Here is a 22908-nt window from a genome sequence, read left to right on the forward strand (position 1 = left end):
TACCCCAGCCGCGCCGTCAGACAACCCCGTTCGGACCCTCCAGCAACGTACTGATCCGCTGGGCGAGTTCGGCGCGGCGATAGGGCTTGCGCACCAGGTCGAACGCCTGGCTCTCCGCATCCAGCGCGCGGTCGGAATAGCCGGTGGTCAACAGGATCGGCATCGCCGGGAAACGGCGGCGCACTTCCTTCGCCAGTTCCACGCCGTTGATCCCGCCGGGCATGACGATGTCGGTGAAGATCAGCCGGAAGTTGCTGTCCGTGTCCAGCAGGTCGATCGCCTGGCTGGCGCTCGGGCTGTGGACGACCTCATACCCCAGATCTTCCAGGATTGCGCGGCCGAGCTGGGCGATTTCCTCCTGATCCTCGACCATCAGAATGCGCTCGCCGTGACCGCGGGTCTGGCTGGCCTGGACTTTGGCCGGCTCCAATATGCCGCGCGCGCGGGGGAAGAACATCGTGACGCGGGCGCCCCGCCCCTCGACATTCTCGGCCAGCACACCGCCGCCGGTCTGGCGCATGAAGCCATAGACCATCGACAGGCCAAGGCCGGTGCCCTTGCCCACTTCCTTGGTCGAGAAGAACGGATCGAACACCCGGTTGATCTGATTGTCGTCGAACCCCTTGCCGCTGTCGGTCACCGCGACGCGCACATATTCGCCCGGTTCGACGCCTTCGGCCAACGGCTGCTCGGTGGTGGAGACGACGTTCTCCGTCTCGATCACCACTTCGCCCTTGCCGTCGATCGCATCCTTCGCATTCGACAGGATGTTGAGCAGCGCCATTTCGGCCTGCACGGGATCGACACGGCAATTCCAAAGCTCGTCCTGAAACCGCCGGCGCACCGTAATGCCGTCGCCCAGGTTGCGATCGATGATCGTCGCGAAATCGCTGATCAGCGTGTTCAGGTTGAGCAAGCGGTCGCGCAGTTCCTGCTTGCGGGCAAAGGCCAACAGTTGCTGCGTCAGCGTCGCACCCCGGTTGGCGGCCATGCCAATCGCTTCGATCGCACGGCGCGACGCACGGTCGCTGTCGTCGATCCGCGCCTCCAGCATGTCGACATAGCCGAGCACGACCTGGAGCAGATTGTTGAAATCATGCGCGATGCCGCCGGTCAGCTTTCCAACCGCCTCCATCTTCTGCGCCTGGTGCAGCGCGTCCTCGGCCTCCTTGCGGCGCGAAATGTCGAGCTGGCTGCCAAAGAAATACAGTAATTTGCCGTCGTCGCCGAAGACCGGAGACACGAACAGCGCGTTCCAGAAGGTCGAACCGTTCTTGCGGTAATTCAGCACCTCGACCGCGACTTCCTCGCGTCGTTTGATGGCCTCGCGAACCTGATCGATCGCGTCGCAATTCGTCTCGGCACCCTGGAGGAACCGGCAGTTCCGGCCGATGATCTCGTCCAGCGCATAACCCGTCATTCGCGAGAAGGCGTTGTTGCAGAAGACGATCGGATTGTCCGGCTGGTTCGGATCGGTGACGATCATCGGCATCCGCGTCGTTTCGACCGCGGCGAAGAAGATGTCGTGCGACGAAGACTTGGTCGGCGTGCTCGGGTCGCTGAGGCGCGGCGCCGGCGGCATGCGCGACTGCGTGTCCGTCATATCGGTGTCGAGGGATGACGGATCGCCGTTCATGCGGCACTTAACTCGCGATAGAGGTTCGGGTTGCCCCCTACACGCCCCGGCCGGAAATACGGGCGATTTCCTTGGCAACCATCGCTTCCACCATCGACGGCAGATTGGCGTCGAGCCAGTCGCGCAGCATCGGTCGCAACATCTCGCGGACCATGCCCTCCAGCGTGTCGCTGCCGGGGTTTTCCGGCTTCACGATCATCCGCGACAGCGCCTCCAGCGGGCCGCGGCTCGCCTGTGCGGTGTCGGGCGACACGATCGATTCTGCACGCGGCGGAACGCGGTCGTGATAGGCGGACTCAGCAGGCTCCGTTGCGCGCGTAGGCGGTGCGGTGCGGATCGGCTCGCGACGAGACACCGGCTCGGCCGCCGGGAACGGCACGCGCTGCGATAGTTCGAGCACCGTGTCGTTATCGTCATCGTCATGACGATCGTCGATCGACGCATCCGGCGCCGCGATCGGGCGCGGCGCGCCACGCCGGGCACGACTGTTGCCGGCAGGAGTCTCGCTTTCCTCGATCACGCGTTTGATCGACGAAAGGATCTCTTCCATCGTCGGTTCGCTACTGACATCACCCATGTCGACAGGCCCCCGACACAATAAGCGGTTAACGCGGTGTTCCTGCGGGATTGGCGGGGGTGGTGTCAACTGCCTGTCGACCGACACGGCCCGCCGGCGCACCCTGCGGCGGGGTGCCGGGGTTGAGTGCGGCGGGATCGGCTCCTGGCGGACGCGACAAAGCCGGGTCGTCCAGTTCGGGATTGCGCCCGACCGCCGGCGTCTGCGGCGCGATATCCACAGTGCGCGTCGCGACCGGCGTCGGCTCGGGATCGGAGCCCCAGTCGGACAGCCTGTTCCGCACCCGGTCGTAGTTGACGACGGGATCGTACAGCGGCCCCGTATCGCCCAGATTCAGATCGTCAGCCTCCGCGCGCCCCATCGCCGCCAGCAGCGCAAAGCCCGCGACATAGGCGTCGCGACGCGCCGACACGAGCGTCACCTGCGAGTTCAGCAGCTCCTGTTCCGCGTTCAGGATGTCGAGGATCGTTCGGGTGCCGACGCTGTTCTCCGCCCGCACGCCTTCCAGGCTCAGCCGGTTGGCGGCGACCGCTACCTCGCTGCTCGCGATCACCTGCTGCGCCGACAGCCAGCTGGCATAGGCCGAGCGGACCTGCGCAATCACGCCGCGCTCCGTCAGCGTCACCTGCTCGATCGCCTGGCTCTCGCGCGCCTGCGACTGGCGGACCTGCGCGGCTGGACGCCCGCCCTGATAAAGCGGCAGCGTCAGGCCGATGCCCGCCGTCAGGCCATAGTCGCTCTGCGGCGCCGCCGTGATCGGTGACGACGATCCGAGCGTGTTGAGGAAGTTATAGTAGGTGCCACCGGCCTGCACGCTGATCCGCGGCAGCCGCGACGCCCGCGCCACGCGCGTATCGAGCCGCGTCGCGTCACGCGCCTTCGCTGCCGCTTCGAGCAGCGGGTTGTTGTTGAGCGCCGTCGTCACCGCGGTCGCCGTGTCACCGGGCAGGTTCGGCAACGGCGGCGGCGTCTCAAGCGTGCCCGCCGGCGCACCGACGATCCGGATGTAATTCTCGCGGCTGGCGATCAGGCGCGCTTCCGCTTGCCGCAACTGCCCCTCCGCCAGCGCGCGCCGCGCTTCGGACTGGGCAACGTCGGTGCGCGTCAGGTCGCCGACCTCGAACCGATCGCGCGAGGCCTGCATGTTGACGCTCAGCGCGCGGACGTTCTGCTGGTTCAGCGCCACCACGGCTTCGTCACGGATGACGTCCATGTACGCTGACACCACGTCGGTGAAGAGATTCGCCTCCGTGCCTCGCAGATTCGCGCGGCCCGCCTCCAGACGCGTTTCCGCCGCCCGCACCGAATTCCTGACCGCGCCGAACGACACGATCGGATAGGAGACGACGGCCTGGCCGTTCACCTGTCGATCGGGCGCGAAGATGTTGTTACCCGTCTGGCGCAGCGTCTCGGTATAGGTGCCCTGAAGGTTGGCCGAGGGGCGACCCGACGCGCGTGCGATCGGCACCGTTTCGTCTTGCGCGCGCAGGTCCGCCCGCGCGCCCGTGATCGTCGGGTTCGTGCGATAGGCACGGATCAGCGCCTCGCGCAGCGTTTCGGCCGAAACCGCCCCTGCGCCGGTCAGCGCCAAAGCGGCGCCGGCGGTGGTCAGAAAAATACGTCGCATCGTCATCCCGGAAAATGAAAGGCCCGCGGGCGCTCGAAGCCCGGCAGCGTCACGCAATCGATATCGGCGAAGGGCACCAGCACGAAGCCGTCCGACTTGACGCCGCTCGCCAGGCGCGCGACGCCACCGTCGATCAGGCCGGACAGTACGCGTCCGCCGGTCCGGACCTGCGCAAGCAGCGCCTCCGGCAGCTGCTCGACCGCGCCGTCGACGATCAGCACGTCATAGGGCGCCTGATCGGGCGCGCCTTCTGTCAAAGGCGCCTGGACGACGGTCACATTACCCCGGCCGGCCAGGGCAGCACGTGCGGCGTCTGCCAGCTCGGCCTCGCTCTCGACCGCGACAACCGAACCGACCAGTTCGGCGAGCACTGCCGCCGTATAGCCCCGCCCAGCTCCGATCAGCAGCACGCGGTCGGCCGGCGACAATTCCGCCGCCGTCAGCAGCCGGCCGGTCGCCAGCGGCGCATTCTGCTCGCGCCCGCTGCCCAGCGGCACCGGGCGATCGCGATAGGCCAGCTCAGCGGCGTCCGTCGCGACAAAGGCTTCCCGCGGCACTTCCGCCATCGCCGCGATCACGCGCGGATCGCTGACCGCGCTGGTCCGCAGCTGGCTCACCACCATCGCGGCGCGCGCCGCGGCTTCCGTGCCGTTCCCCATCATCGTCATATCCCCGACATCGCATAACTGTTTTAGTCATGCAATACAGTTGTTGCAGTCATCGTCGCTCTATCGCCCGCGCCTCCCCGCGCCAAGCGCCCCGCACGCAACATCGGTCAGCATTTTCCTTAACCGCGCACGCAGCCGATAATTATTACGGCAATTTCACTTGTTTAGCGGGCTAATTGAGCATCAACATCGCCTCCGCTGATCACAGCACCGGAGAGATGCCATGCGCAAGATTGCCCTCTGCCTCGCCGCCAGCGCGCTGTTCGCGGCCGCCGCCGGCCCAGCCACCGCCGCCGCGCCATGCCGCGACGCCCAAAAACGCTTCGTCAAATGCCCGCCCAAACCCGCCGCCCCGACCCGCTGCAAGACCGCCACCGGGAAATTCGCCAAGTGCGGCACGCCGGGCGCCAAACCGGTCTGACACGACTTTCCGGACAACAGATTGGGGCGGTGTCGCAAGTATTCGCGCGACGCCGCCCCGATTATTTCGGGATTTGCGGTACCGCTATGCACCAAAGGACATCGGACTTGCGCAAATATCCTTAACGAACCATTTCAGGACGGTCATTCTGTTAACCCTGATACCCTGTTTACCTGTTCCCCTGACCTGACCTAACCCGGCGACGGGGAGCGGCAACTGGCCGCGGGGAAAGGGTTGATCCATGAAGAAGCTGTTGCTTGCCGTCTCGGCATTCGCATCGCTCGGCATCGTGCCGACGCAGGCTCAGGCGGCGATGATCATCGGCGGCGGCCAGCAAAAGACCGGCGCGGCCGGCATGGATCGTGCGATCGCCCGGGGCATGTTCAGCACGTCCGCCATCTACAGCGTGAAAGCGGACGCGTCGTCGTTGAATGGCGACTATACCGTGCTCGGCAGCAGCAACGATGGTGTCTACGTTCTGGGCAGCGCCAGGACGATGATAATGTCGAACACCCCGGCGCAAACCTCCGCCGTACCGGAACCGGCGACCTGGGCGATGATGCTGATCGGCTTCGGCGTACTCGGCACGACGATGCGCCGCCGTCGGCCCGCCATGCGACGCGCCTTCGCTTGATCTGACGACCGTCCCGACCGGGCCGGTTGGATAGCTGCCGGACCTGTGTTCGACCTACGACGCCGCGCCGCGGCCGAAACAGGCCTTCGCGGTCAGGCGGAATTGCGGCAGCGAAATCGGCGTGGCCCCGCCGGCATAGGGCAAGGACGCCTTCACCATCGTGCCGCATGTCTCTTGCGACACGTGAAAGATCTGGGCAGACGGGTTGAGCCCGAAGCTGCTTTGCGCGGCAAAGTTGCGCACGCCCTCATCGGTCCCGCACAGCGAACTGTTGACCGCACCGCAGCGCGCGGCGGCGCTCGCGCCATGCTGGATCGCCGCCTGCGTCCAGACGACCAGGCCGAACTGGATCAGACAGAAAATCAGAAACAGAAACACCGGCGCCAGAATGGCGAATTCCAGCGCTGCCGCGCCCTTTGTATCGGTGAGAAAGGCGTCGTTCTTCATTTCAATCGCCCCCGCGACTCCGAAACGAGTGTGTAGCTGGCATCGAGGCCCGGAAGGGCGATCAATCGCCTGTGAGTGAAAGTGGTCGACACGCGGACATATTCGGCCGGCGCGTTTCCGGACGAGCATTTCGCGCTGCAAATCTGTTCGGTCAGTCCGCTCTCCAGGGCGCATGCGCAGAATTTCGATGGCGCCGGCGAAACGACGATATCCGGCTGATCGGTACTGGATCGAACGACTTCGATGATTTTGTCCGCGTCGAAACCCTTGTCGATCGCATAGTTCACGCCCGCCTGTGCGGCCTGCTTCAGCCGCATCTGTTCCGATATGCCGGTCCCGACATCGACAAGCATCGCGATGCACAGGATCAGGAACGGCAGAACGATCGCAAACTCGACGATCGACGCGCCCCGCGCGTCACGCAAGGCGCGGACAATCGGACGCATCCTATTCGACCAGCCGGGCGAGGTTGCCGCCGATGGCGTTTGTGCCGAAGCCGGGGCAGGTCACTTCGAGATCGGAATTGCCGACGAACGAGATGGTATCGGCGACGATCTGCGTACAACTGACGGACGTGCCGGCGCCGCCCGCATAGGTCAGGTCGCCCTTGGACAGATAGATCGCCCCCTTGAGGCTTTGCGACGCGCCGCCGCTCAGGAAAAACTGCGTGCCGGCCGGCATCGTGCGATCGCCGAAGAAGACGATTCCCGCCGTCGGCCCGCTCGTCGGGGGCGAGATGTCGATCGCTGCCCCACCATTGAACGAGGCGCGGCCATAGGACGAGCCGTTGAGCGTGGTGTAGACGATCGTCACGCCCGACCCCGACAATTTGGCGCCGCCGTTCACCGATAGCGTGCCGCCGACCATGTAATAGACGCCCGGATTGAGCGTGATGTCCGAGCCGGCATTGAGTTTGACGTCGCCGCAAATCACCCCGGCCGACAGGGTCATGCTGCCGCCGATGTTCGCGCCGTTGTAGGAGCAGCTTGTCGGCGGGGCGAAATTCCGCGTGGCATAGGGGTCCGCGATCTGCGGCTGATAGGTCGTCGGCGGCCGGGTCGTGACGATCTTGTTCACGCCGGAAATGCCGCCCGAGGTCGATGCGGAATAGGCCGATATGGACGCAGTGCCGCCGACCGAAATCGATGACGCGTCCGTCGAGTTGGCAAACACCGAACAATTGCGCAGCGTCATCGAGCTGTTGCCCTTCAGGCTGACGGCGCCGCTCGCGGTTCTGTTCAGTGCCAGGACGCAGGCCTGCTGGACCGCCACGGCGACCGATCGTGTCGACACCGCGATGGCGTCACCGCCCCAGATGCCGGAAAACAGCCGCGACTGGGGTTGTTCGATGATGACCTCGACGGCCTGCTGTATGCCGGCATAGCTGCCGCTGCTCGGCGGTTTGTTGATTACGACCGTCGTTCCCGCCACCGTATCCTGGAAACCATAGCTGGCCGCGAGCCCCTTGGCCTCAATCGCATAGCTTCCGCCCTGGCTGAGCGCCGTCGCGGCGCCCAAGGCGGCCGTATCCGATGCACTCTGCATCCGCTGCTTCGTGAGGTAGAGCGAGCCTCCCTCCGCGCCCAACCCACAGACGCCGACCAGCACCAATATGCCCGCACCGATCATCGGAAGGACGCTGCCGCGACGGTCGTCACGCAAACCTCTGACGACGGTCGCGATGGGGGATCGTTTAGGGCGCGATTTCACCTTCATGTGATCTACATGAATGTCGCAGGATAATTATCTATGAATAGGTGAATTTTTGAAACGCTGTCGAAACCGCGAGCGGCCACCCCTTCCGTCATCGCTCCGTTTCGGCCGGGCGGGTCCAGGCGGGACACTCGCCCGCCCGAACCGCTGGAGGCGCGACCGGGAATCGAACCCGGGTGCAAGGATTTGCAGTCCTCTGCGTCACCACTCCGCCATCGCGCCTCGATGCGGTGGAGGCGGGCAGATGCGGCGGGAGCGCGGGCTTGTCAACCGGCTTGGCGCGATGCGGCCGCCGGGCTAGACGCGCGGCCATGACGCTCAAGCTCTACAACAGCCTCACCCGGCAGACCGAAGTCTTCACGCCTATCCATCCCGGCGAGGCGCGCGTCTACACCTGCGGGCCGACCGTTTATAACTATCAGCATATCGGCAACATGCGGGCGTTCCTGTTCGCTGACACGCTCGGGCGCGTGCTGAAGTGGAACGGCTATGACCTCACCCATATCATCAACATCACCGACGTCGGGCACCTGACGTCGGACGCCGATGCAGGTGAGGACAAAATGGAGAAGGCGGCGATCGCGCAGGGCGCGTCGATCTGGGACATCGCGGCGCATTACACCCATGCGTTCAAGCGCGACGTTCGGCGGCTCAACATCACCGATCCCGCCGAATGGACCGTTGCGACCGACTATGTCCCGCAGATGATCGAGTTCGCCAAGCGAATCGAAAAGGACTGCTACCAAATCGACGGCGGCCTCTATTTCGATGTGTCGAAGGTGCCGAACTACGGCAGCCTGGCCCGCGCGACGACCGAGGATGGCGAAAGCCGGATCGACCCGGTGTCGGGCAAGCGCAACCCGCAGGACTTTGCGATCTGGCGCGCCTCGCCGCCGGGCGAGCAGCGGCAGATGGAATGGGATTCACCCTGGGGCAAGGGCGCGCCGGGCTGGCACCTCGAATGCTCGGTCATGAGCCACGCGAAGCTTGGCCACCCGTTCGACATCCACACCGGCGGCATCGACCATCGCGAGATCCACCACCCCAACGAGATCGCGCAGAATCAGGCCTATTGCGGATGCGCCGATCCGGGCGCGCGAATCTGGATGCACAACAACTTCCTGATCGACCGCGGCGGCAAGATGTCGAAGTCGACCGGGCAGTTCCTGACGTTGCAGGTACTGGTCGACGCGGGCTTCCATCCGCTCGCCTACCGCATGCTCTGCCTTCAGGCGCATTATCGCAGCGAGCTGGAATTCTCCTGGGACAACCTGGCCGCTGCGTCGACGCGCCTGAAGCGGCTGGTGCAGACGGTCGAGAAACTGCGCGAGCGGTTCGACGCGGAGCCGCGCGGCACACTGGAGACGCCCGAGGTCGAGGAGGCCAAGGCTGCGGTCAGCGACGATCTGAACACCGCGCGCGCGCTGGTGCTCCTCGAATCGGTCGCGGGCGGCAAGGGCCACGCCGGCGACCGCTACATCGCGGTGCGCAAGATCGACCGCGTGCTCGGCCTGCGACTGGCCATGATCACCCGTGACGAACTGCGCGTCCGCCCCGCGCATGCGACGCTGGATGAACAGGCGATCGAAACGCGGCTGGTCGAGCGCCGTGAGGCGCGGGCGGCGAAGGACTTCGCGAGAAGCGACGCGATTCGCGATGAGTTGGCGGCGGCCGGTGTGGAGGTGATGGACGGCGATCCGCTGGGTTGGGACTGGAAGGTCGTGCTCCCCTAAAATCCTGCGCAATCGCGGGGAGGGGGCCAAGCGCAGCTTGGTGGAGGGGGCTCTCCACCAGCGATGACCTGTAGGCCGCTCCCCCTCCACCGACTTCGCCGGTCCCCCTCCCCGTGCCGGGGAGGATTTGATAGCCTTGCCCAATGAAAGCCGTCCTCCCCGCCCTCGCCCGTCCGCTGCTCGAACCGCATCTGCCGGCCGGGCTGGACGTCTCCTGGTTCGCGTCACCCGAACAGGCGCGCGAGATGATCGCCGACGCCGACATCGCCTGGGTCGACATGCAGCCGCCGAGCGAAACCGCTGCCGCCATCGCCGCTGGGCGCCGGCTGAAATGGGTGTCGACGATCTACGCCGGCATCGATGCGTTCGACCTGCCGTGGCTGAAGACGATGGGAACCACGCTCACCAACGGCGTCGGCATCAACGCGGTCGCTGTGGCCGAATATGCGGTGATGGGCATGCTCGTGGCGGCCAAGCGGTTCGATCAGGTCGTCCGCCAGGCCGACCGGCAGGAATGGACGATCGCACCGCCCGGCGTGGTCGAACTGGAGGACACGTCGGCGCTCATCGTCGGCTATGGCACGATCGGCCGGCTGATCGGCGAGCGGCTGGCGGCGTTCGGGGTTTCGGTGACCGGCGTTACGCGATCCGGGCGTGACGGCACACTGACACCCGACCAGTGGCGAGCCAGGATCGGCGATTTCGATTGGGTCGTCCTCGCCGCGCCAGCAACGCGCGATACACATGCGCTGATCGGCGCGGACGAGATCGCGGCGATGAAGTCGACGGCCTGGCTGATCAACATGGCGCGCGGCGATATGGTCGACCAGGATGCGCTGATCGCCGCCCTGACCGCCCGCCGAATCGCCGGCGCCTTCCTCGACACCGTCACGCCCGAGCCGCTGCCCGCCGGTCATCCGCTGTGGACCACGCCGAACGCGATCCAGTCGATGCATCTGTCGGGCCGCAGCCAGACACGGATGTTCTGGCGCGGGGCGGAGCTGTTCCTCGCCAACCTGTCGGCATTTCTCGCGGGCAATCCACTGCAAAATCAGGTCGATCTGGACGCCGGATATTGACGAACCGCCCCCCTTCCCCGCCAGTTGCCGGGGGATTGGGGGGAGCAGCATGCGCGGACAGGTACTTGGCGTCGATCGCACGACGGGCGACGGACAGATCGCAGGCGACGACGGCCGGCGCTATCGCTTTCGGCCCGAGGACTGGAGCGACAAGATCGGCCCATCGGTCGGCGCGGCGGTCGATTTCGATGCGAACGAGACACGCGCGCTCAGCATCTACCACGTCCCCGGCAGCGTCCCCGCGCATGTCGCGCAGGCGGCACACACCGGCGACCGCCCGCGCCGCCGCACCCAGCGCAATAAGATCGCCGCCGCCCTGCTGGCCTTCTTTCTCGGCATCTTCGGCGTCCACCGCTTCTATCTGGGCCGCACCGGCAGCGGCGTGATCATGCTCATCCTGACCTGCACGCTGGTCGGCCTGCTGATCACCGGCCTTTGGGCGTTCATCGACTTCATCCGATATCTCATCATGGACGAAGGCGAATTCGACGCGCGCTACAATCGCGACTATTAATTTACGCTGATGGCGTAAATGAACTTGCGTCGATTTACGCTGTTGGCGTAAGCGCCTCGTCATGACGACGCTTGCTGGAACCAAGATCCGTGCATTTCGCGAAGAACGTGGCCTCAGCCGCGCAGCCTTTGGCGTGTGGTTCGGCGCTGCCGGGTCGACCGTGCAGGGTTGGGAAGAGGACGGCAAGCGCGCCGGCGCCAAGATCGCCAACCAGATCGCCGCCAACGGCATAGCCCATCACGCCGACTGGGCGATCCCCCACCGTATCTCGGAGACCGACATGGCCGCGACCTGGACCCCCGACAGCTGGACGCGAGCCGAGGCGCGACAGATGCCGACCTACCCCGACGCGGCCGCGCTCGACGCCGCGACGGATCAGCTGGCCAGCTTCCCGCCGCTCGTCTTCGCCGGTGAGGCGCGCAACCTGACCGCCGACCTGGCCGAGGTCGCGGCGGGCAAGGCGTTCCTGCTCCAGGGCGGCGACTGCGCGGAGAGCTTCGCCGAGTTCCACCCCAACAACATCCGCGACACCTTCCGCGTCATCCTGCAGATGGCCGTCGTCCTGACCTTCGCCTCCAAGTTGCCGGTGGTGAAGCTCGGTCGCATGGCCGGCCAGTTCGCCAAGCCGCGCTCGGCCGACATGGAGGAGATCGGCGGCGTCGAGCTGCCCAGCTATCGCGGCGACATCGTCAACGACATCGCCTTCACGCCGGAAGGCCGCGCGCCCGATCCGCAGCGCCTGATCCGCGCCTATTCGCAGTCGGCGGCGACGCTCAACCTGCTGCGCGCCTTCGCAAGCGGCGGTTATGCCAACCTGCACCAGGTCCATCGCTGGACCCACGATTTCATGGGCCGCAGCCCGTGGGCGAAGAAATATACCGAAATGGCCGACCGCATCGGTGAGGCGTTGGACTTCATGGCTGCGTGCGGAATCGACGCCGAGCGCGTGCCGCAGCTGAAGGCGACCAATTTCTACACCAGCCACGAGGCATTGCTGCTGCGCTACGAACAGGCGCTGACCCGGCAGGATTCGCTGACCGGCGACTGGTACGACACCTCCGCCCATTTCCTGTGGATCGGCGACCGCACGCGCTTCGAGGGCTCGGCGCATGTCGAATACCTCCGCGGTATCGGCAACCCGATCGGGATGAAATGCGGGCCGAGCCTGGAACCCGACGCGCTGCTGCGCCTGCTCGACACGCTCAACCCCGGCCGCGTCGCGGGGCGGATGACGCTCATCACCCGCTATGGCCACGACAAGATCGAGGCCGGACTGCCCAAGCTGGTCCGCGCGGTGCAGCGTGAGGGGCATCCGGTGGTGTGGAGCTGCGACCCCATGCACGGCAACGTCGTGAAGGCTGCCAACGGCTACAAGACGCGCCCCTTCGAGCGCATCCTGGCCGAAGTCCGCGGCTTCTTCGCCGTGCATCGCGCCGAAGGCTCGTTCGCCGGCGGCATCCACTGCGAGATGACCGGGCAGAATGTGACCGAATGCACCGGTGGCGCGGTCGACGTGACCGAACAGTCGCTGGCCGATCGCTACCACACCCACTGCGACCCGCGCCTCAACGCCGGCCAGAGCCTCGAACTCGCCTTCCTGCTGGCGGAAATGCTCAACAACGAGATGAAGCACCGCCGCCCGGCGGAAACGGCGCAAGCGGCTTAGGCATCTTCACCGTTCGCTCTGAGCTTGTCGAAGGGCTGCCCTTTCTTGGTACGGAAGAAGAAAAGGCAGTGCTTCGACTTCGCTCAGCACGAACGGAAAGGAATCTCCCTCACTTCGGTGTCGCGGGTGCCGGTTTGTCGATCGCCGGCTCGGCTGGAACCGGTCGCACCTCGATCACCGGCCTGGCCGGCGCCGGACGGACCTCGATCACGAGCGGCTTCGCATCCGCCAGATACCGCTTGACCACATCGCGCACCGCGGCGGCATCGACTGCGCGATGCCCGCTGACATAGGTGCGGATCGATTCGAGCCGCCGCGGGTCGTTCAGGTCGCCCGATAGCTGGACCGACCAATAGGCATTGCTCGCCATCGCCCGCTGCGCATTGCCGACCGCGGTTTCCTTCGCGCGAAGCAGGCTGTCCGCGCTCGGCCCGTTGGCGGCCAGATCGGCGACGATGCGGTCGAGCGTCTCGCGGAAGGCCCGGATACGATCGGGCGTCAGCTGCGCGCCCGCCATCACCGATCCGAATCCGTCGAACCCGCGCTGCTCCTCCTGATTGACGAAGGGAGAATAGGTCCCGCCCTGGGTCTCGCGGAAATCGTCGGTCAACCGGTCGCGCAGCACTGCTGTCGCGATCTGCAGCGCGCGCCCGGCCTTCAGATTGTCGAGCCCACCGACCGTCCGCCACACGACCGCGACGACCGCCTGGTTGAGGTCGCCGCGATGCGTCAGCACCAGCGGGCGAGCGGTCGACAGCGGGGGGATTGGATCGACCTTGGTCACTGCCGCCGCGCGTGCCGGCAAGGCGCCGAACGTTGCCGCCACCGCGCGAATGACGGCCGCCTTGTCGAAGTCGCCGACCACCGACACGCGGACCGGTCCTTCGGCCAGCAGTTTGCTCCAATGCGCGCGGATCGCGGCGACGTCGGTCGACTGGACTTCCCGAGGCTGCGGCAACGCCAGGAAGCGCGTGTCGCCACCATGGATCGCGGCCGAGCCCATCAGGCTCAGGACCGATTGCGGCTGGCCGAGGGCCGACCGCAGCGTCGCGCCATAGGCGGCGCGGAACCGCCCGAGGGCAACGTCGTCCGCCACCGGCCGCGTCGCCCCGCCCAGCATCATCCGCAGCAGATCGCCGACGTCGCGCGGGTTGGTCGTGCCCGTCAGCACGGTCGCGTCGCTGCGCGTGGTCATCGCGAAGCCCAGCTGTCGCCCGGCGGCCAGTCGCGCGAGTTCGGGCGGTGTCACGTCACCGATGCCGGTCGCCGCCAGCACCGCATTGCTCCAGTCGGGCGCGCGCGTATTCGCTGGCCGACCGGACAGGCCGGTGCCGATGCGCACATCGACCGACACCGATTCGCGCGCATAGTCGGTCTTCTTCATCACCAGCTCGACGCCGTTCGCGAACTCGACCCGGTCGATGCCGAATTCGGCGATCGGCCGCTCGCCCACGACCTTGCCGGGCGGGAGCGGCGGGCTGACCATGTCGAGCGTGACCGTCCGCACCGCGGCGACGGCACCGCCCTCCGTCTTGCGCGCCGCCTCCAGCGCCGCCGCAACGGTCGCTTTGCCGCCCTCGATCGGAGTCGCCGACACCCGCAGCACGCGCGGCTCGGGTGCGAACAACGTCTTCAGCGCCGCGCCCACGGCAGCGGGCGTCAGCGACGGCTTCTGGGCGGCGAACAGGTCGGCATAATAGGGTCGGGGCGCACTCACGTCGTCGGTGTCGACGTCGGACACCAGACTGTTCGCCCAGGCCGCCGATGGCCAGGTCTTGCTCGTCTCGACGCTGCGACGCAGGCCATCGATGGCGCTGGTCGCCTGCTGATCGATCTCGGCTTGCTCGATCGGTCCCGCCAGCGCGCGGTTGAGCACCCCATAGGCCTCGGCCAGCGCCTCCTTCCACTGCGTCCCGCGCACATTGACGTTCAGCGACACGGTGTCCGACATGTTGCGCTGACGCGAGAGCGATGCCCCCGCCGACAGCATCGGCCCACCGCTGCGCGCCTGATTACCCAGCCGCTGGTTGAGCACCCCCAAAGCGATGGTGTCGAGATACTGCGCGCGCTGGCGCTCGGCGGTCATCTTGCCGGGGACATGCGGCGTCACCCAGACGACCTGCAAACCCGCCGAGACGTTGCCGTCCGTGACCAGCGCGATGCGGGATGGGGGTTCGATCGGACTGCCATAGGCCGGCTCGCTCGGCGGCTTGCCTGCGCCCTTCCAGCCGCCGAACTGCCGCTTGATCCGCGCGACCATCTCCGCCGGGTCGGCATCGCCGGCGACGACGACCACCGCGCGCTCGGGGCGATACCAGCGCTTGTGGAACGCGCGCAGCCGCTCCGCCGTCGCGCCGGCCAGCGTCGCCTCGGTCCCGGCAAGCTCGCGACGGCCTGCAAGCATCCCGGCCTGCATCACCTCGCGGGTCGCGGCGCGCACCTTCGTCACCAACGGCGTCATCCGTGCCGCGCGTTCGGCGAGCACGACCTTGCGCTCGATGTCCAGCAGCTTGGGATCGATCGCCGCATTCTGCATCATGTCCGCCAGCGTCCCCATCGCCTCGTCGAGTGACGGCGCGTCGTTGCGCGGCAGGTCGAGCATATAGGTCGTCGCGCGATAGCTGGTCGCGGCATTGCTGTCCGACCCGAAGCTGGCGCCAAGCCGTTGCCACAGCTTCACCGCCTCCCCATCCGGCCGCGTCGGGGTGCCGCGAAACGCCATATGCTCCAGCAGGTGCGCCCAGCCCTGTTCGTCGTCCGGCTCCATCAGCGCACCAGCGTCGATCCGCACGCGGATCGCGACCGTACCCGGCGGCGTCGCGTTGCGGCGTACAGCGTAGCGCAGGCCGTTCGGCAGCGTGCCCATCATCCAGGCCGGATCGGCCGGGATGTCGCTGCCCTGATGCAGCCAGACATCGAGCGGCGCCGGCGAGGTCCGCGGCGGTGCGGACGGTACGGTCTGAGCGACGAGCGGCTGCGCGACGATCGCGACGAGCGGCAGCAGGGCGAAGTGACAACGACGCTTCATCGCGCTCACGGGATCTCCGGTCTGAACGCCGACTCATCAGTGAGCACGGCGGTCCGGAACCTAGTCGAACCCCGCACCCTGCCCAATCCCAACTTCGGCTTGACGCCCTGCCCGCCGTCTTCTAGGGCGCACCTCCGCCCAAGCGGCCCCTTCGTCTAGCGGTTAGGACGCGGCCCTCTCACGGCTGAAACGCGGGTTCGATTCCCGCAGGGGTCACCATGTCTCGCCATCGGGTTTTTTGTAACCGGTGACCGATCCCGACCAGCCTCGATCACCACGCGCACCGCGGCAGGATGCCCGGCGTCGACGCGAGGCCGTGCTTGCTGCTGCGGCGGAAGGTTTTCGCGCCGAGGGCTATGGCGTTTCGCTCGAATCGATCGCGGAACGTGCCGGTGTCGGACGGGCGACCCTCTATCGCAACTTCAAGGATCGCGGCGCCCTCGCCATCGCCATCTTCGCCGCCGAAGTCTCGGCGCTCGAAGGGACGATCGACCCCGCCCGGCCGATCCGCGAAACGGTCGCCGCGATGATCCGGCAGGGCGCCTCCGCCCTCACTCTCTTCGCTCGCATTGCCGCCGATCTGGGCGAGGACGAGGCGAACGTCACCGCCTTCCGCGCGCTCGGCGACCGGCTGGAGGCGATGCTGGCGCCCGCCGTCATGGCCGCGGCGGCGCGCGGCGAACTGGCCGCCGGGGTCACCACCCACCACATCGTGCTGACGGTGCGGATGGTCGGCGGGCTGCTGTTGCCGCGTATGACGGCGGACGAACTGAGCGCCTGCCTTACCGAAGCGCTGGACCTGATGTTCTCGGGGCTGCGTCCGCGCTAGAGCGGTTTCCGACCGATCTGCGCCATCGTGATTGCGTCAGGAAGGTTGCTGGCGAGGAGCGCCTTGAAGCAGGGGCTGATCTGCCCCTGCAAGCGTCGCGACGACGTCCAGCGACCTTCCTGACGCAACCCCTTCGGGGCGGGCCGATTTTGCCCCGTGGCCGCGTCCCTCGTCAGTCACGGGGGCAAAGCCCCGTTCCTTCCTCGCTCCTCGCCACGAACCAAAATCGGCTCCGTCACGATGGTGCAGATCGGTCGGAAACCGCTCTAAGGTCGCCCGCGCTCCAGCCGAGCCCCAGCGCCTTGTTCACCGCGATATAGCTGGTCGTCAGCCCCGCGCGTGCCTGCGCGACGGCGATGCGCGCGGCGATCTGCTGGCGTTCGATGTCGAGCTGATCGATAAGCCGACTGGTACCTGCCGCAACCCGCTGGCGATTGAGCACGGCCGCACGCCCCGCCGTCGCCTCGGCCTGGGCGAGTTGCCCGAGCTGAAGCCGGCGGTTGGCAAAGCGAGACAACTCGGTCTCCGCGTCCTGCAACGCCTCCAGCACCGTCCGGCGATAGGTGGCGTCGGCCTGATCGCGCTGTGCCTCCGACGCGCGGGTGGCAGCCTTGGCGCGACCGAAATCGAGGAACGACCAGCTGAGCGACGGCGCGGCAAGGGTCGTCAGATTGCCGAGATCGAACACCGCGCGCGGCGTCGTCCCGCCCAGCCCGAGCAGTCCGAGGAAGCGCACGGTCGGCAGTTCCTTCGCCTTGCTGACACCGACACCCGCGGTCGCGGCCGCCAGCTGCCGCTCTGCCTCCCGGACATCGGGTCGACGGGCGATGAGCTGCGCGGGATCGCCGACGGCCACTTGTGCGGGCGGAAGCGGCACCGGCTTCGGCGCGGCCAGCGTCGCGTCGAGCGCACCCGGCGCACGGCCGGTCAACACCGCAAGCTGCCCGAGATATTCGTCGCGCTGGGCGGCGAGCGGGATCGCCTCCGCCACTGTCTGGTCGAGTTGCCCCTGCAAGCGTTCGAGGTCGAGCTTCGACGCCGTCCCCTGCTCGAACCGCTGCCGCTGGAGCGCGAGCTGCCGGCGCTGCAATGCCGTCGCCTCGGCATTCAGGCGCATCCGCTCCTGCACGTCACGCAGTGCGACATAGGCCTGTGCGACACCCGCCGTCAGCGACACCTGCGCATCGGCCAGATCGGCGATCCGCGCGCCGACAGCGGCGTTGGCCTGTTCGGTCCCGCGCCGCCCGCCGCCGAACAAGTCGACTTCCCATGCGGCGTTGAGGCCGAGGTTGTAGAAGGTCAGATCGGTGCTCCCGCCCTCCCCGCCGATCGGCGGCAGGTCTGCGCGGATGACGGTGCCGTTGGCACTGACGCTGGGCAACTGACCGGTCTTCTGCTGGCGGGCCTGGGCCTGCGCCTCCCGAACGCGCGCCGTCACCTGATCGATCGTCGGGCTGTGGGCCAGCGCATCGGCGACCAACGTATCGAGCAGCGGATCGTCCAGGCTCTCCCACCAGTTCGACAGCTTCGGCGCTTCCGCGGTCGTCTGCGACGACGCACGAACGAAGCTGCCGCGCGCCACCGCGACGGAAGCCGTCGTCGGTGGGCCGGCGTAGTTCGGGCCGACCGTGCAACCGGCCAGTATGACGGGGAGGACGAGGAAGAGAGACTTTCGCATCAGTGCACCATCGCCGGGCCGGCGCCCCTGGGCAGCGGCCGGAGGAACAGGACGAGCGGCAGCACGGCCAGCGTGCCGACACCCATGATCCAGAAGATATCGTTGTAGGTCATCGTCAGCGCCTGCAGCTGGATCTGCCCGCTGAGCAGGCGCAGCCCCGTCGCCGGATCGCCGACCGCCGCGCCCAGTGCACCGACATAGCCCTGCACGTCGACGGCGTTGGTGTTCAGCGTCTCCTCCAGCCGGCGCGAATGGAAGTACATCCGCTGGTCCTGGAGGACCGAGATGCCGGCGAGCGCAAAGCTGCCGCCCAGGTTGCGCGCGGCGTTGAACAGGCCCGATGCGTCACCGGCCTCCGCCGGCGGGACCGACCGGACCACCGCCTGGCTGAGGAACAACATTCCCAAGATCTGCCCGACACCCCGCATCAGTTGCGACACGGTGAAGTCCGGTCCCGACGATCCCGCGGTTAGGTGAGTGTCCAGCAGCGCGCTGAAGCCCATGATGAACATCCCCGCCGCGACCGCGATGCGAATGTCGACCCGCTTCAGCAGGATCGGCACGATCGCCATCATGACCAGGCTCGGCAGGCCCGACAGCAGCACCACCTTGCCCGCCTGCAACGCGTTGTAGCCGGCAACGGCGGCCAGAAACTGCGGGATCGCATAGCTGGTGCCGTACAGCACGACGCCCAGCACGATGCCCATCAGGATCACCGCCCCGAACTGCCGATCGCGCAACAGTTTCAGCTTCACGATGGGGCTTTTCGCAAAGAATTGCCCCCACGCGATCATTCCGAAGCCGACGATCATGGTCGCAAACATCCAGCGGATCAGGTCGGAGGAGAACCATTGTTCGCGCTGACCGTCCTCCAGAAACACGGTGAGGCCGCCAAGACCGAGTGCAAGGCCGGCGATGCCGATCCAGTCCGCCTCGCCGAGCAACTCCGGCTTCGCTTTCTCATGCGGCAGGCCGACGAGCAGCAGGGTGATCAGGATCGCGCAGATCGGCACGTTGATGAAGAACGCATAATGCCAGCTGACATTCTCGGTCAGCCAGCCGCCGACCAGCGGCCCCAGCACCGGCCCCATGATCGCGGTGACGCCGAACGCGGCGATGCCGACCGGCTGCTGGGCCGGGGGCAGGCGCTGGGCGATGATCGTCTGCGCGGTCGGAATCATGGCGCCGCCGGTGAACCCCTGCCCGATACGGCCGATGATCATCATCGTCAGGTTGGTAGATATGCCGCAGAGCACCGAGAAGGCCGTGAACAGCCCCGCCGCGATCAGCAGGAAGGTGCGCAAGCCAAGTAACCGCTGGAGCCATGCCGCCATCGGGATGATGACGATCTCGGCGACCAGATAGGCGGTCGCGATCCACGTCCCCTCCGTTCCGCTCGCGCCGATCTCGCCCTGGATCGTCGGCAGCGCGGAATTGACGATCGAGATGTCGAGCGTCGCCATCAGCGCGCCCAGCGTCCCCGCCGCGACCGCCAGCCATGCGGTCAGGTCGGCGCGTTCGCCCGGCGCGGCGCGGACGGGAGCGGCGGCAGCGGTCGCCACCTCAGCGCGCCTTTTCCTGCTGGTCGCGCACCCGCTTGATATCGTCCTTCGCGGAAATCGTGTCGACGGTGACCGTCACCGACAGCCCCGGTACCAGCAAACGGCGCGCGGCGGGCGTCGCCTCGATCGACACGCGCACGGGGACGCGCTGCGTGATCTTGGTGAAGTTGCCCGTCGCATTCTGCGGCGGCAGCAGCGAGAATTGCGCGCCCGTGCCCGGCGCAAGGCTCTCGACCCGGCCGGCGAGTTCCATCCCGTCGAGCGCGTCGACCTTGATCGTCACCGGCTGGCCCGGCCGCATCAGCGCGAGCTGCGTTTCCTTGAAATTGGCGGTGACATAGATCTTATCGAGCGGCACGATCGACATCAGCCGTGTGCCCGCCTGGACGAACTGGCCCAGGGTCACCGTCTTGTCGCCGACCCGCCCGCCGATCGCTGCCGTCAGCGTCGTCGCACCGACATCGACATTCGCCGACGCCAGCTGCGCACGCGCCGCCTGGCCCTGTGCCTCACCCTGACGGATCTGGCTCTGGATGGTACCCACGCGTCGTTCCTGCGCCGCCAGCGTCGCCGCCGCGGCGCGGGCGTTCTCCGCCGACTGCCGCGCGGCGACTTCCAGCTTGGCAAGCTGCTCGCGCGTTTCCGCGCCGGAGGCGGCGAGCGGACGATAGCGGGCGACTTCCTGCGCATCGAACGCCGCCTTCACCCGCGCGGCGGACAGTTGCGCTCGCGCCTGATCGATCGCGGCGAATTGCTCGCGGACCTGCGCGCGTGTCGCATCGATCTGGGCGCCCGCCAGCGCGATCTGCGCTTCGGCCTGCGCCGCCTGCGCGCGAGCGGTGCGCGGGTCGATCCGGACCAGCGGCTGACCGGCGCGAACGTCCTGGTTCTCGTTCACCAGAACCGCCGAGACATAGCCGGCGACGCGCGGCGCGACCGTCACCATGTCGGCCTGGATCGTCGCGTCGTTCGTCTCTTCCAGATACTTGCCGTGATTCTGATAGTTCAGGAACCAGATACCGCCCGCGACCAACAGGCCGACGACAATCACCGACAGGATCAGCTTCGCCCGACCGCTCAGACGCTTCTTGCCCGGCTGCGCCTCGTCGTCGGCAGTCGCTTCGGGCCGGTTTCCGCCGGCGGGCGTATCGGTCATGTAATTGGCTTTCGTCTGAACGGAGTCGTGTCGCCGCGGCAATTAAGCGGACACAGTGTCCACTTCAAGACCGATCGTGTGCGTTTGTCGACGGGATGATTGTTGCAGGCGCAAGCCATCGCCGTTCTCCCGCAGGCCACCGCTCCGTCCCGTTCCGCGAGTGGACAGTGGCAAAATGCGCGGTATCGATGGCAGCATGGCCGTGAAGCGTCCCTCCCGCCCTGCCCTGCTAGTGCTCGCCGGCACCATTGCCGCGACGATCGGCGGCTCCGCGCTGCTGATGCGCCGACATCGGCCCGTTGCTAAGGGCGATAACAGCATCGAACCAGCCCGCATGCCGGGTTCGGCGGCCGATATTCATGTCGGGACCGGGTTGCTCGGACAGCGGCCCTAACGGGACTTACTGCTGGGCCGACTGCAACGCCGCCACCAGTGCAGGCTCATCACCCTTGGCGATCTGCGCACCATAGACCGCCCGCATCTTCTCGATCGTCGCCGCCCATTTCTCGGCCGGCATCCTGGGCTGGGTCGTGATCGTCTCGACCGAATGACAGGCGAGGCAGGTGCGTTCGATCAACGCCGGATCGCTCCCGCCCAGTTTCGTCGCCGGATCGTCGGGCAGCGAAATCCGGACCGTCTCCGCCGCCTTCGGCGCATCCGCCTCGTCCGGCTGACCACTGCAGGCTGCGAGAGCGAGCGACAGGAGCACGATAAGCCGCCTCATGCCGCCCGCACCCCGATCGTCTCGATTCGATTGTCCATATATCCGCCCGGATTCCAGATCGGCTCGCCCGTCTGCACGACGCCGTCCGTATTCGTGCAGCGCACCGCCAGGCGATACTGCCCCGGCGCGACCGCCGCCCCGGTCAGGTCCCAGCGCCGGAAGCCGTATCTGCCCATGTCCGGGCCGAGTTGCGCCGGGTGCCAGCTGCGTCCGCCATTCATCGACAGCTCGACCGACCGCACCCCTGCCGCCCCACCGAAGGCGATGCCGCGCACAGCGAACGGCGACCGCGCGACGATCGCGTCGCCATCGGCCAGATTGGTGATAAAGGCGCGCGGGTTCATGCGGTTGATCGGCTCGGTCGGAAAATCCTTCGCGCCCGGAACGACGCTGGCGCGCGGGGCCGTCGGGATGCGGTAGGCCTTCTCCATCCAATAGCTGGTGTCGGGTGCGTCCAGCACTTCGATGCTGCTCAGCGCCTTGATCCAATAGGTCGAGTACCAGCCCGGCACGACCAGGCGCAGCGGATAGCCGTTGAGCATCGGCAGCCGCTCGCCGTTCATGAGGAACGCCAGCATCACCTCGCCGTCGCGAGCATGGTCGAGGCTGAGCGATTTCAGAAACGGCGGCGCGCCGGGCGGCGGTCGGTCAAGCCCGCCGAACCGCACCGCTACCGCACCGGGCGCGACCCCGGCACGATCCAGCACATCGCGCAGGCGAACCCCGCCCCACAGCGCGTTGCCCATCGCGCCATGCCCCCATTGTGCACCGGGCACGCGCGGCGCGAAATGCCCGCGCGAATTGCCAGAGCATTGATTGACTGCCGCGATCTCGAACCGCGGCATCGCCATCAAATCGGCGAGCGACAGACTCAACCGCCGCCGCACCGCGCCGCCCACCGTCACGCGGTGTGCGGCACCATCGATCGCGGTCGGGATGTCGGCATAATGCCAACGGACGAAGAAGCGGTCGTTGGGCGTGAAGACGCCGTCATCGAATACCGCCATCGGCGTTTCCAGCAGCGGCGCCCGCGTGCGCTGGAGGATCATCGCGCCCTTTTCCGGGAAGGCGCTGGTCATCGGGCGGGCACCGTTGCCGCCGGGCAGTTTCAGGTCGAACAGTGCCTGAGCCAGTGCGGGTGAGCCTATGGCCGCCCCACTGGCCGCGAGCAGCCCAAGCGCGGAACGTCGATCGATCGCATCCATGCCCGCCATCT

At 67.1% G+C, this 22908-nt stretch carries 20 protein-coding genes, 2 tRNA genes and 1 pseudogene; 9 read left to right on the forward strand and 14 right to left on the reverse strand.

What is annotated here, in order from left to right; all coding sequences use genetic code 11:
* Positions 1–16 precede the first annotated feature (16 nt).
* The 4 genes from ACFSC3_RS14420 to ACFSC3_RS14435 form a co-directional block, all read right to left on the reverse strand.
* Positions 17–1603: a histidine kinase famiy protein gene (locus ACFSC3_RS14420; protein ID WP_380941131.1), complete on the reverse strand. Its 1587-nt coding sequence runs from the start codon at positions 1601–1603 to the stop codon at positions 17–19.
* A 70-nt stretch (positions 1604–1673) separates the two neighbouring features.
* Positions 1674–2213: a DUF2497 domain-containing protein gene (locus ACFSC3_RS14425; protein ID WP_380941132.1), complete on the reverse strand. Its 540-nt coding sequence runs from the start codon at positions 2211–2213 to the stop codon at positions 1674–1676.
* A gap of 28 nt (positions 2214–2241) precedes the next feature.
* Positions 2242–3840, reverse strand: a complete 1599-nt coding sequence (locus ACFSC3_RS14430) for a TolC family outer membrane protein (protein WP_380941133.1) — start codon at positions 3838–3840, stop codon at positions 2242–2244.
* A gap of 2 nt (positions 3841–3842) precedes the next feature.
* Positions 3843–4508: a protein-L-isoaspartate O-methyltransferase family protein gene (locus tag ACFSC3_RS14435; RefSeq protein WP_380941134.1), complete on the reverse strand. Its 666-nt coding sequence runs from the start codon at positions 4506–4508 to the stop codon at positions 3843–3845.
* Positions 4509–4731: 223 nt separating this feature from the next.
* On the opposite strand from ACFSC3_RS14435, the gene ACFSC3_RS14440 reads away from it, so the two are divergent.
* Together ACFSC3_RS14440 and ACFSC3_RS14445 are read left to right on the forward strand one after the other, a co-directional pair.
* Positions 4732–4929, forward strand: coding sequence for a hypothetical protein (locus ACFSC3_RS14440; RefSeq protein ID WP_380941135.1), 198 nt, complete (start codon positions 4732–4734; stop codon positions 4927–4929).
* Between the two features lie 526 nt (positions 4930–5455).
* Positions 5456–5563 (forward strand): annotated as a pseudogene (locus tag ACFSC3_RS14445) (PEPxxWA-CTERM sorting domain-containing protein); the annotation flags it as partial.
* A 54-nt stretch (positions 5564–5617) separates the two neighbouring features.
* Here ACFSC3_RS14445 and ACFSC3_RS14450 read toward each other — a convergent pair.
* The 4 genes from ACFSC3_RS14450 to ACFSC3_RS14465 form a co-directional block, all read right to left on the reverse strand.
* On the reverse strand, positions 5618–6010 hold the full coding sequence (locus ACFSC3_RS14450; RefSeq protein WP_380941136.1) for a TadE/TadG family type IV pilus assembly protein: 393 nt from the start codon (positions 6008–6010) through the stop codon (positions 5618–5620).
* Positions 6007–6435, reverse strand: a complete 429-nt coding sequence (locus tag ACFSC3_RS14455; RefSeq protein WP_380941137.1) for a TadE/TadG family type IV pilus assembly protein — start codon at positions 6433–6435, stop codon at positions 6007–6009. The genes ACFSC3_RS14450 and ACFSC3_RS14455 overlap by 4 nt, the downstream gene beginning before the upstream one ends.
* Before the next feature lie 22 nt (positions 6436–6457).
* A complete protein-coding gene (locus ACFSC3_RS14460; protein WP_380941138.1) occupies positions 6458–7672 on the reverse strand; it encodes a pilus assembly protein TadG-related protein in 1215 nt (404 codons plus the stop codon).
* Between the two features lie 199 nt (positions 7673–7871).
* Positions 7872–7945: transfer RNA gene (locus ACFSC3_RS14465), tRNA-Cys, on the reverse strand.
* Positions 7946–8034: 89 nt separating this feature from the next.
* Here ACFSC3_RS14465 and cysS point away from each other — a divergent pair.
* From cysS to ACFSC3_RS14485, 4 genes are all read left to right on the forward strand, one after another.
* A complete protein-coding gene (gene cysS / locus ACFSC3_RS14470; protein WP_380941139.1) occupies positions 8035–9456 on the forward strand; it encodes a cysteine--tRNA ligase in 1422 nt (473 codons plus the stop codon).
* A 143-nt stretch (positions 9457–9599) separates the two neighbouring features.
* Positions 9600–10535, forward strand: a complete 936-nt coding sequence (locus ACFSC3_RS14475; RefSeq protein WP_380941140.1) for a D-2-hydroxyacid dehydrogenase — start codon at positions 9600–9602, stop codon at positions 10533–10535.
* A gap of 49 nt (positions 10536–10584) precedes the next feature.
* Positions 10585–11049 carry a TM2 domain-containing protein gene (locus ACFSC3_RS14480; protein ID WP_380941141.1) on the forward strand — a complete coding sequence of 155 codons (465 nt, stop codon included), beginning with the start codon at positions 10585–10587 and terminating at the stop codon, positions 11047–11049.
* 280 nt (positions 11050–11329) lie between these two features.
* Positions 11330–12715, forward strand: a complete 1386-nt coding sequence (locus tag ACFSC3_RS14485) for a class II 3-deoxy-7-phosphoheptulonate synthase (RefSeq protein WP_380941472.1) — start codon at positions 11330–11332, stop codon at positions 12713–12715.
* Positions 12716–12824: 109 nt separating this feature from the next.
* Here ACFSC3_RS14485 and ACFSC3_RS14490 read toward each other — a convergent pair whose 3' ends face one another.
* Positions 12825–15743: a M16 family metallopeptidase gene (locus tag ACFSC3_RS14490; protein ID WP_380941473.1), complete on the reverse strand. Its 2919-nt coding sequence runs from the start codon at positions 15741–15743 to the stop codon at positions 12825–12827.
* A gap of 144 nt (positions 15744–15887) precedes the next feature.
* Here ACFSC3_RS14490 and ACFSC3_RS14495 point away from each other — a divergent pair.
* Both ACFSC3_RS14495 and ACFSC3_RS14500 read left to right on the forward strand, forming a co-directional pair.
* A tRNA-Glu gene (locus ACFSC3_RS14495) sits at positions 15888–15962 on the forward strand.
* Positions 15963–15990: 28 nt separating this feature from the next.
* Positions 15991–16572, forward strand: a complete 582-nt coding sequence (locus tag ACFSC3_RS14500) for a TetR/AcrR family transcriptional regulator (protein ID WP_380941142.1) — start codon at positions 15991–15993, stop codon at positions 16570–16572.
* A gap of 235 nt (positions 16573–16807) precedes the next feature.
* On the opposite strand, the gene ACFSC3_RS14505 is transcribed toward ACFSC3_RS14500, so the two are convergent.
* Genes ACFSC3_RS14505 through ACFSC3_RS14515 form a run of 3 tightly spaced genes read right to left on the reverse strand, consistent with a single transcriptional unit; the run spans position 16808 to position 20968 of the window.
* Positions 16808–18250 (reverse strand): efflux transporter outer membrane subunit, encoded by a 1443-nt coding sequence (locus ACFSC3_RS14505; RefSeq protein WP_380941143.1) that lies wholly within the window; start codon positions 18248–18250, stop codon positions 16808–16810.
* On the reverse strand, positions 18250–19812 hold the full coding sequence (locus tag ACFSC3_RS14510; protein WP_380941144.1) for an MDR family MFS transporter: 1563 nt from the start codon (positions 19810–19812) through the stop codon (positions 18250–18252). Before ACFSC3_RS14510 ends, ACFSC3_RS14505 begins: the two co-directional genes overlap by 1 nt.
* Position 19813: 1 nt before the next feature.
* Positions 19814–20968: an HlyD family secretion protein gene (locus ACFSC3_RS14515; RefSeq protein ID WP_380941145.1), complete on the reverse strand. Its 1155-nt coding sequence runs from the start codon at positions 20966–20968 to the stop codon at positions 19814–19816.
* Between the two features lie 175 nt (positions 20969–21143).
* Here ACFSC3_RS14515 and ACFSC3_RS14520 point away from each other — a divergent pair, with 175 nt between their 5' ends.
* Positions 21144–21362, forward strand: coding sequence for a hypothetical protein (locus ACFSC3_RS14520; protein ID WP_380941146.1), 219 nt, complete (start codon positions 21144–21146; stop codon positions 21360–21362).
* A 6-nt stretch (positions 21363–21368) separates the two neighbouring features.
* Here the strand turns inward: ACFSC3_RS14520 and ACFSC3_RS14525 are convergent, their stop codons facing one another.
* Positions 21369–21692, reverse strand: coding sequence for a hypothetical protein (locus ACFSC3_RS14525; RefSeq protein ID WP_380941147.1), 324 nt, complete (start codon positions 21690–21692; stop codon positions 21369–21371).
* The gene (locus ACFSC3_RS14530; protein WP_380941148.1) at positions 21689–22906 is read right to left on the reverse strand and encodes a molybdopterin-dependent oxidoreductase; all 1218 of its coding nucleotides are present in this window, start codon (positions 22904–22906) and stop codon (positions 21689–21691) included. The genes ACFSC3_RS14525 and ACFSC3_RS14530 overlap by 4 nt, the downstream gene beginning before the upstream one ends.
* Positions 22907–22908: the final 2 nt, after the last annotated feature.

Source organism: Sphingomonas floccifaciens (genome assembly GCF_042681125.1).
Lineage (GTDB): Bacteria > Pseudomonadota > Alphaproteobacteria > Sphingomonadales > Sphingomonadaceae > Sphingomonas > Sphingomonas floccifaciens.

Excerpts from the sequence above, each read along its gene's own strand:
- cysS (WP_380941139.1), top strand. The coding sequence starts at position 8,035 with ATGACGCTCAAGCTCTACAACAGCCTCACCCGGCAGACCGAAGTCTTC.
- ACFSC3_RS14515 (WP_380941145.1), bottom strand. The coding sequence starts at position 20,968 with ATGACCGATACGCCCGCCGGCGGAAACCGGCCCGAAGCGACTGCCGAC.
- ACFSC3_RS14440 (WP_380941135.1), top strand. The coding sequence starts at position 4,732 with ATGCGCAAGATTGCCCTCTGCCTCGCCGCCAGCGCGCTGTTCGCGGCC.
- ACFSC3_RS14490 (WP_380941473.1), bottom strand. The coding sequence starts at position 15,743 with ATGAAGCGTCGTTGTCACTTCGCCCTGCTGCCGCTCGTCGCGATCGTC.
- ACFSC3_RS14525 (WP_380941147.1), bottom strand. The coding sequence starts at position 21,692 with ATGAGGCGGCTTATCGTGCTCCTGTCGCTCGCTCTCGCAGCCTGCAGT.
- ACFSC3_RS14450 (WP_380941136.1), bottom strand. The coding sequence starts at position 6,010 with ATGAAGAACGACGCCTTTCTCACCGATACAAAGGGCGCGGCAGCGCTG.
- ACFSC3_RS14475 (WP_380941140.1), top strand. The coding sequence starts at position 9,600 with ATGAAAGCCGTCCTCCCCGCCCTCGCCCGTCCGCTGCTCGAACCGCAT.
- ACFSC3_RS14505 (WP_380941143.1), bottom strand. The coding sequence starts at position 18,250 with ATGCGAAAGTCTCTCTTCCTCGTCCTCCCCGTCATACTGGCCGGTTGC.
- ACFSC3_RS14530 (WP_380941148.1), bottom strand. The coding sequence starts at position 22,906 with ATGGCGGGCATGGATGCGATCGATCGACGTTCCGCGCTTGGGCTGCTC.
- ACFSC3_RS14435 (WP_380941134.1), bottom strand. The coding sequence starts at position 4,508 with ATGACGATGATGGGGAACGGCACGGAAGCCGCGGCGCGCGCCGCGATG.
- ACFSC3_RS14425 (WP_380941132.1), bottom strand. The coding sequence starts at position 2,213 with ATGGGTGATGTCAGTAGCGAACCGACGATGGAAGAGATCCTTTCGTCG.
- ACFSC3_RS14485 (WP_380941472.1), top strand. The coding sequence starts at position 11,330 with ATGGCCGCGACCTGGACCCCCGACAGCTGGACGCGAGCCGAGGCGCGA.
- ACFSC3_RS14430 (WP_380941133.1), bottom strand. The coding sequence starts at position 3,840 with ATGCGACGTATTTTTCTGACCACCGCCGGCGCCGCTTTGGCGCTGACC.
- ACFSC3_RS14420 (WP_380941131.1), bottom strand. The coding sequence starts at position 1,603 with ATGACGGACACGCAGTCGCGCATGCCGCCGGCGCCGCGCCTCAGCGAC.
- ACFSC3_RS14480 (WP_380941141.1), top strand. The coding sequence starts at position 10,585 with ATGCGCGGACAGGTACTTGGCGTCGATCGCACGACGGGCGACGGACAG.
- ACFSC3_RS14520 (WP_380941146.1), top strand. The coding sequence starts at position 21,144 with ATGCGCGGTATCGATGGCAGCATGGCCGTGAAGCGTCCCTCCCGCCCT.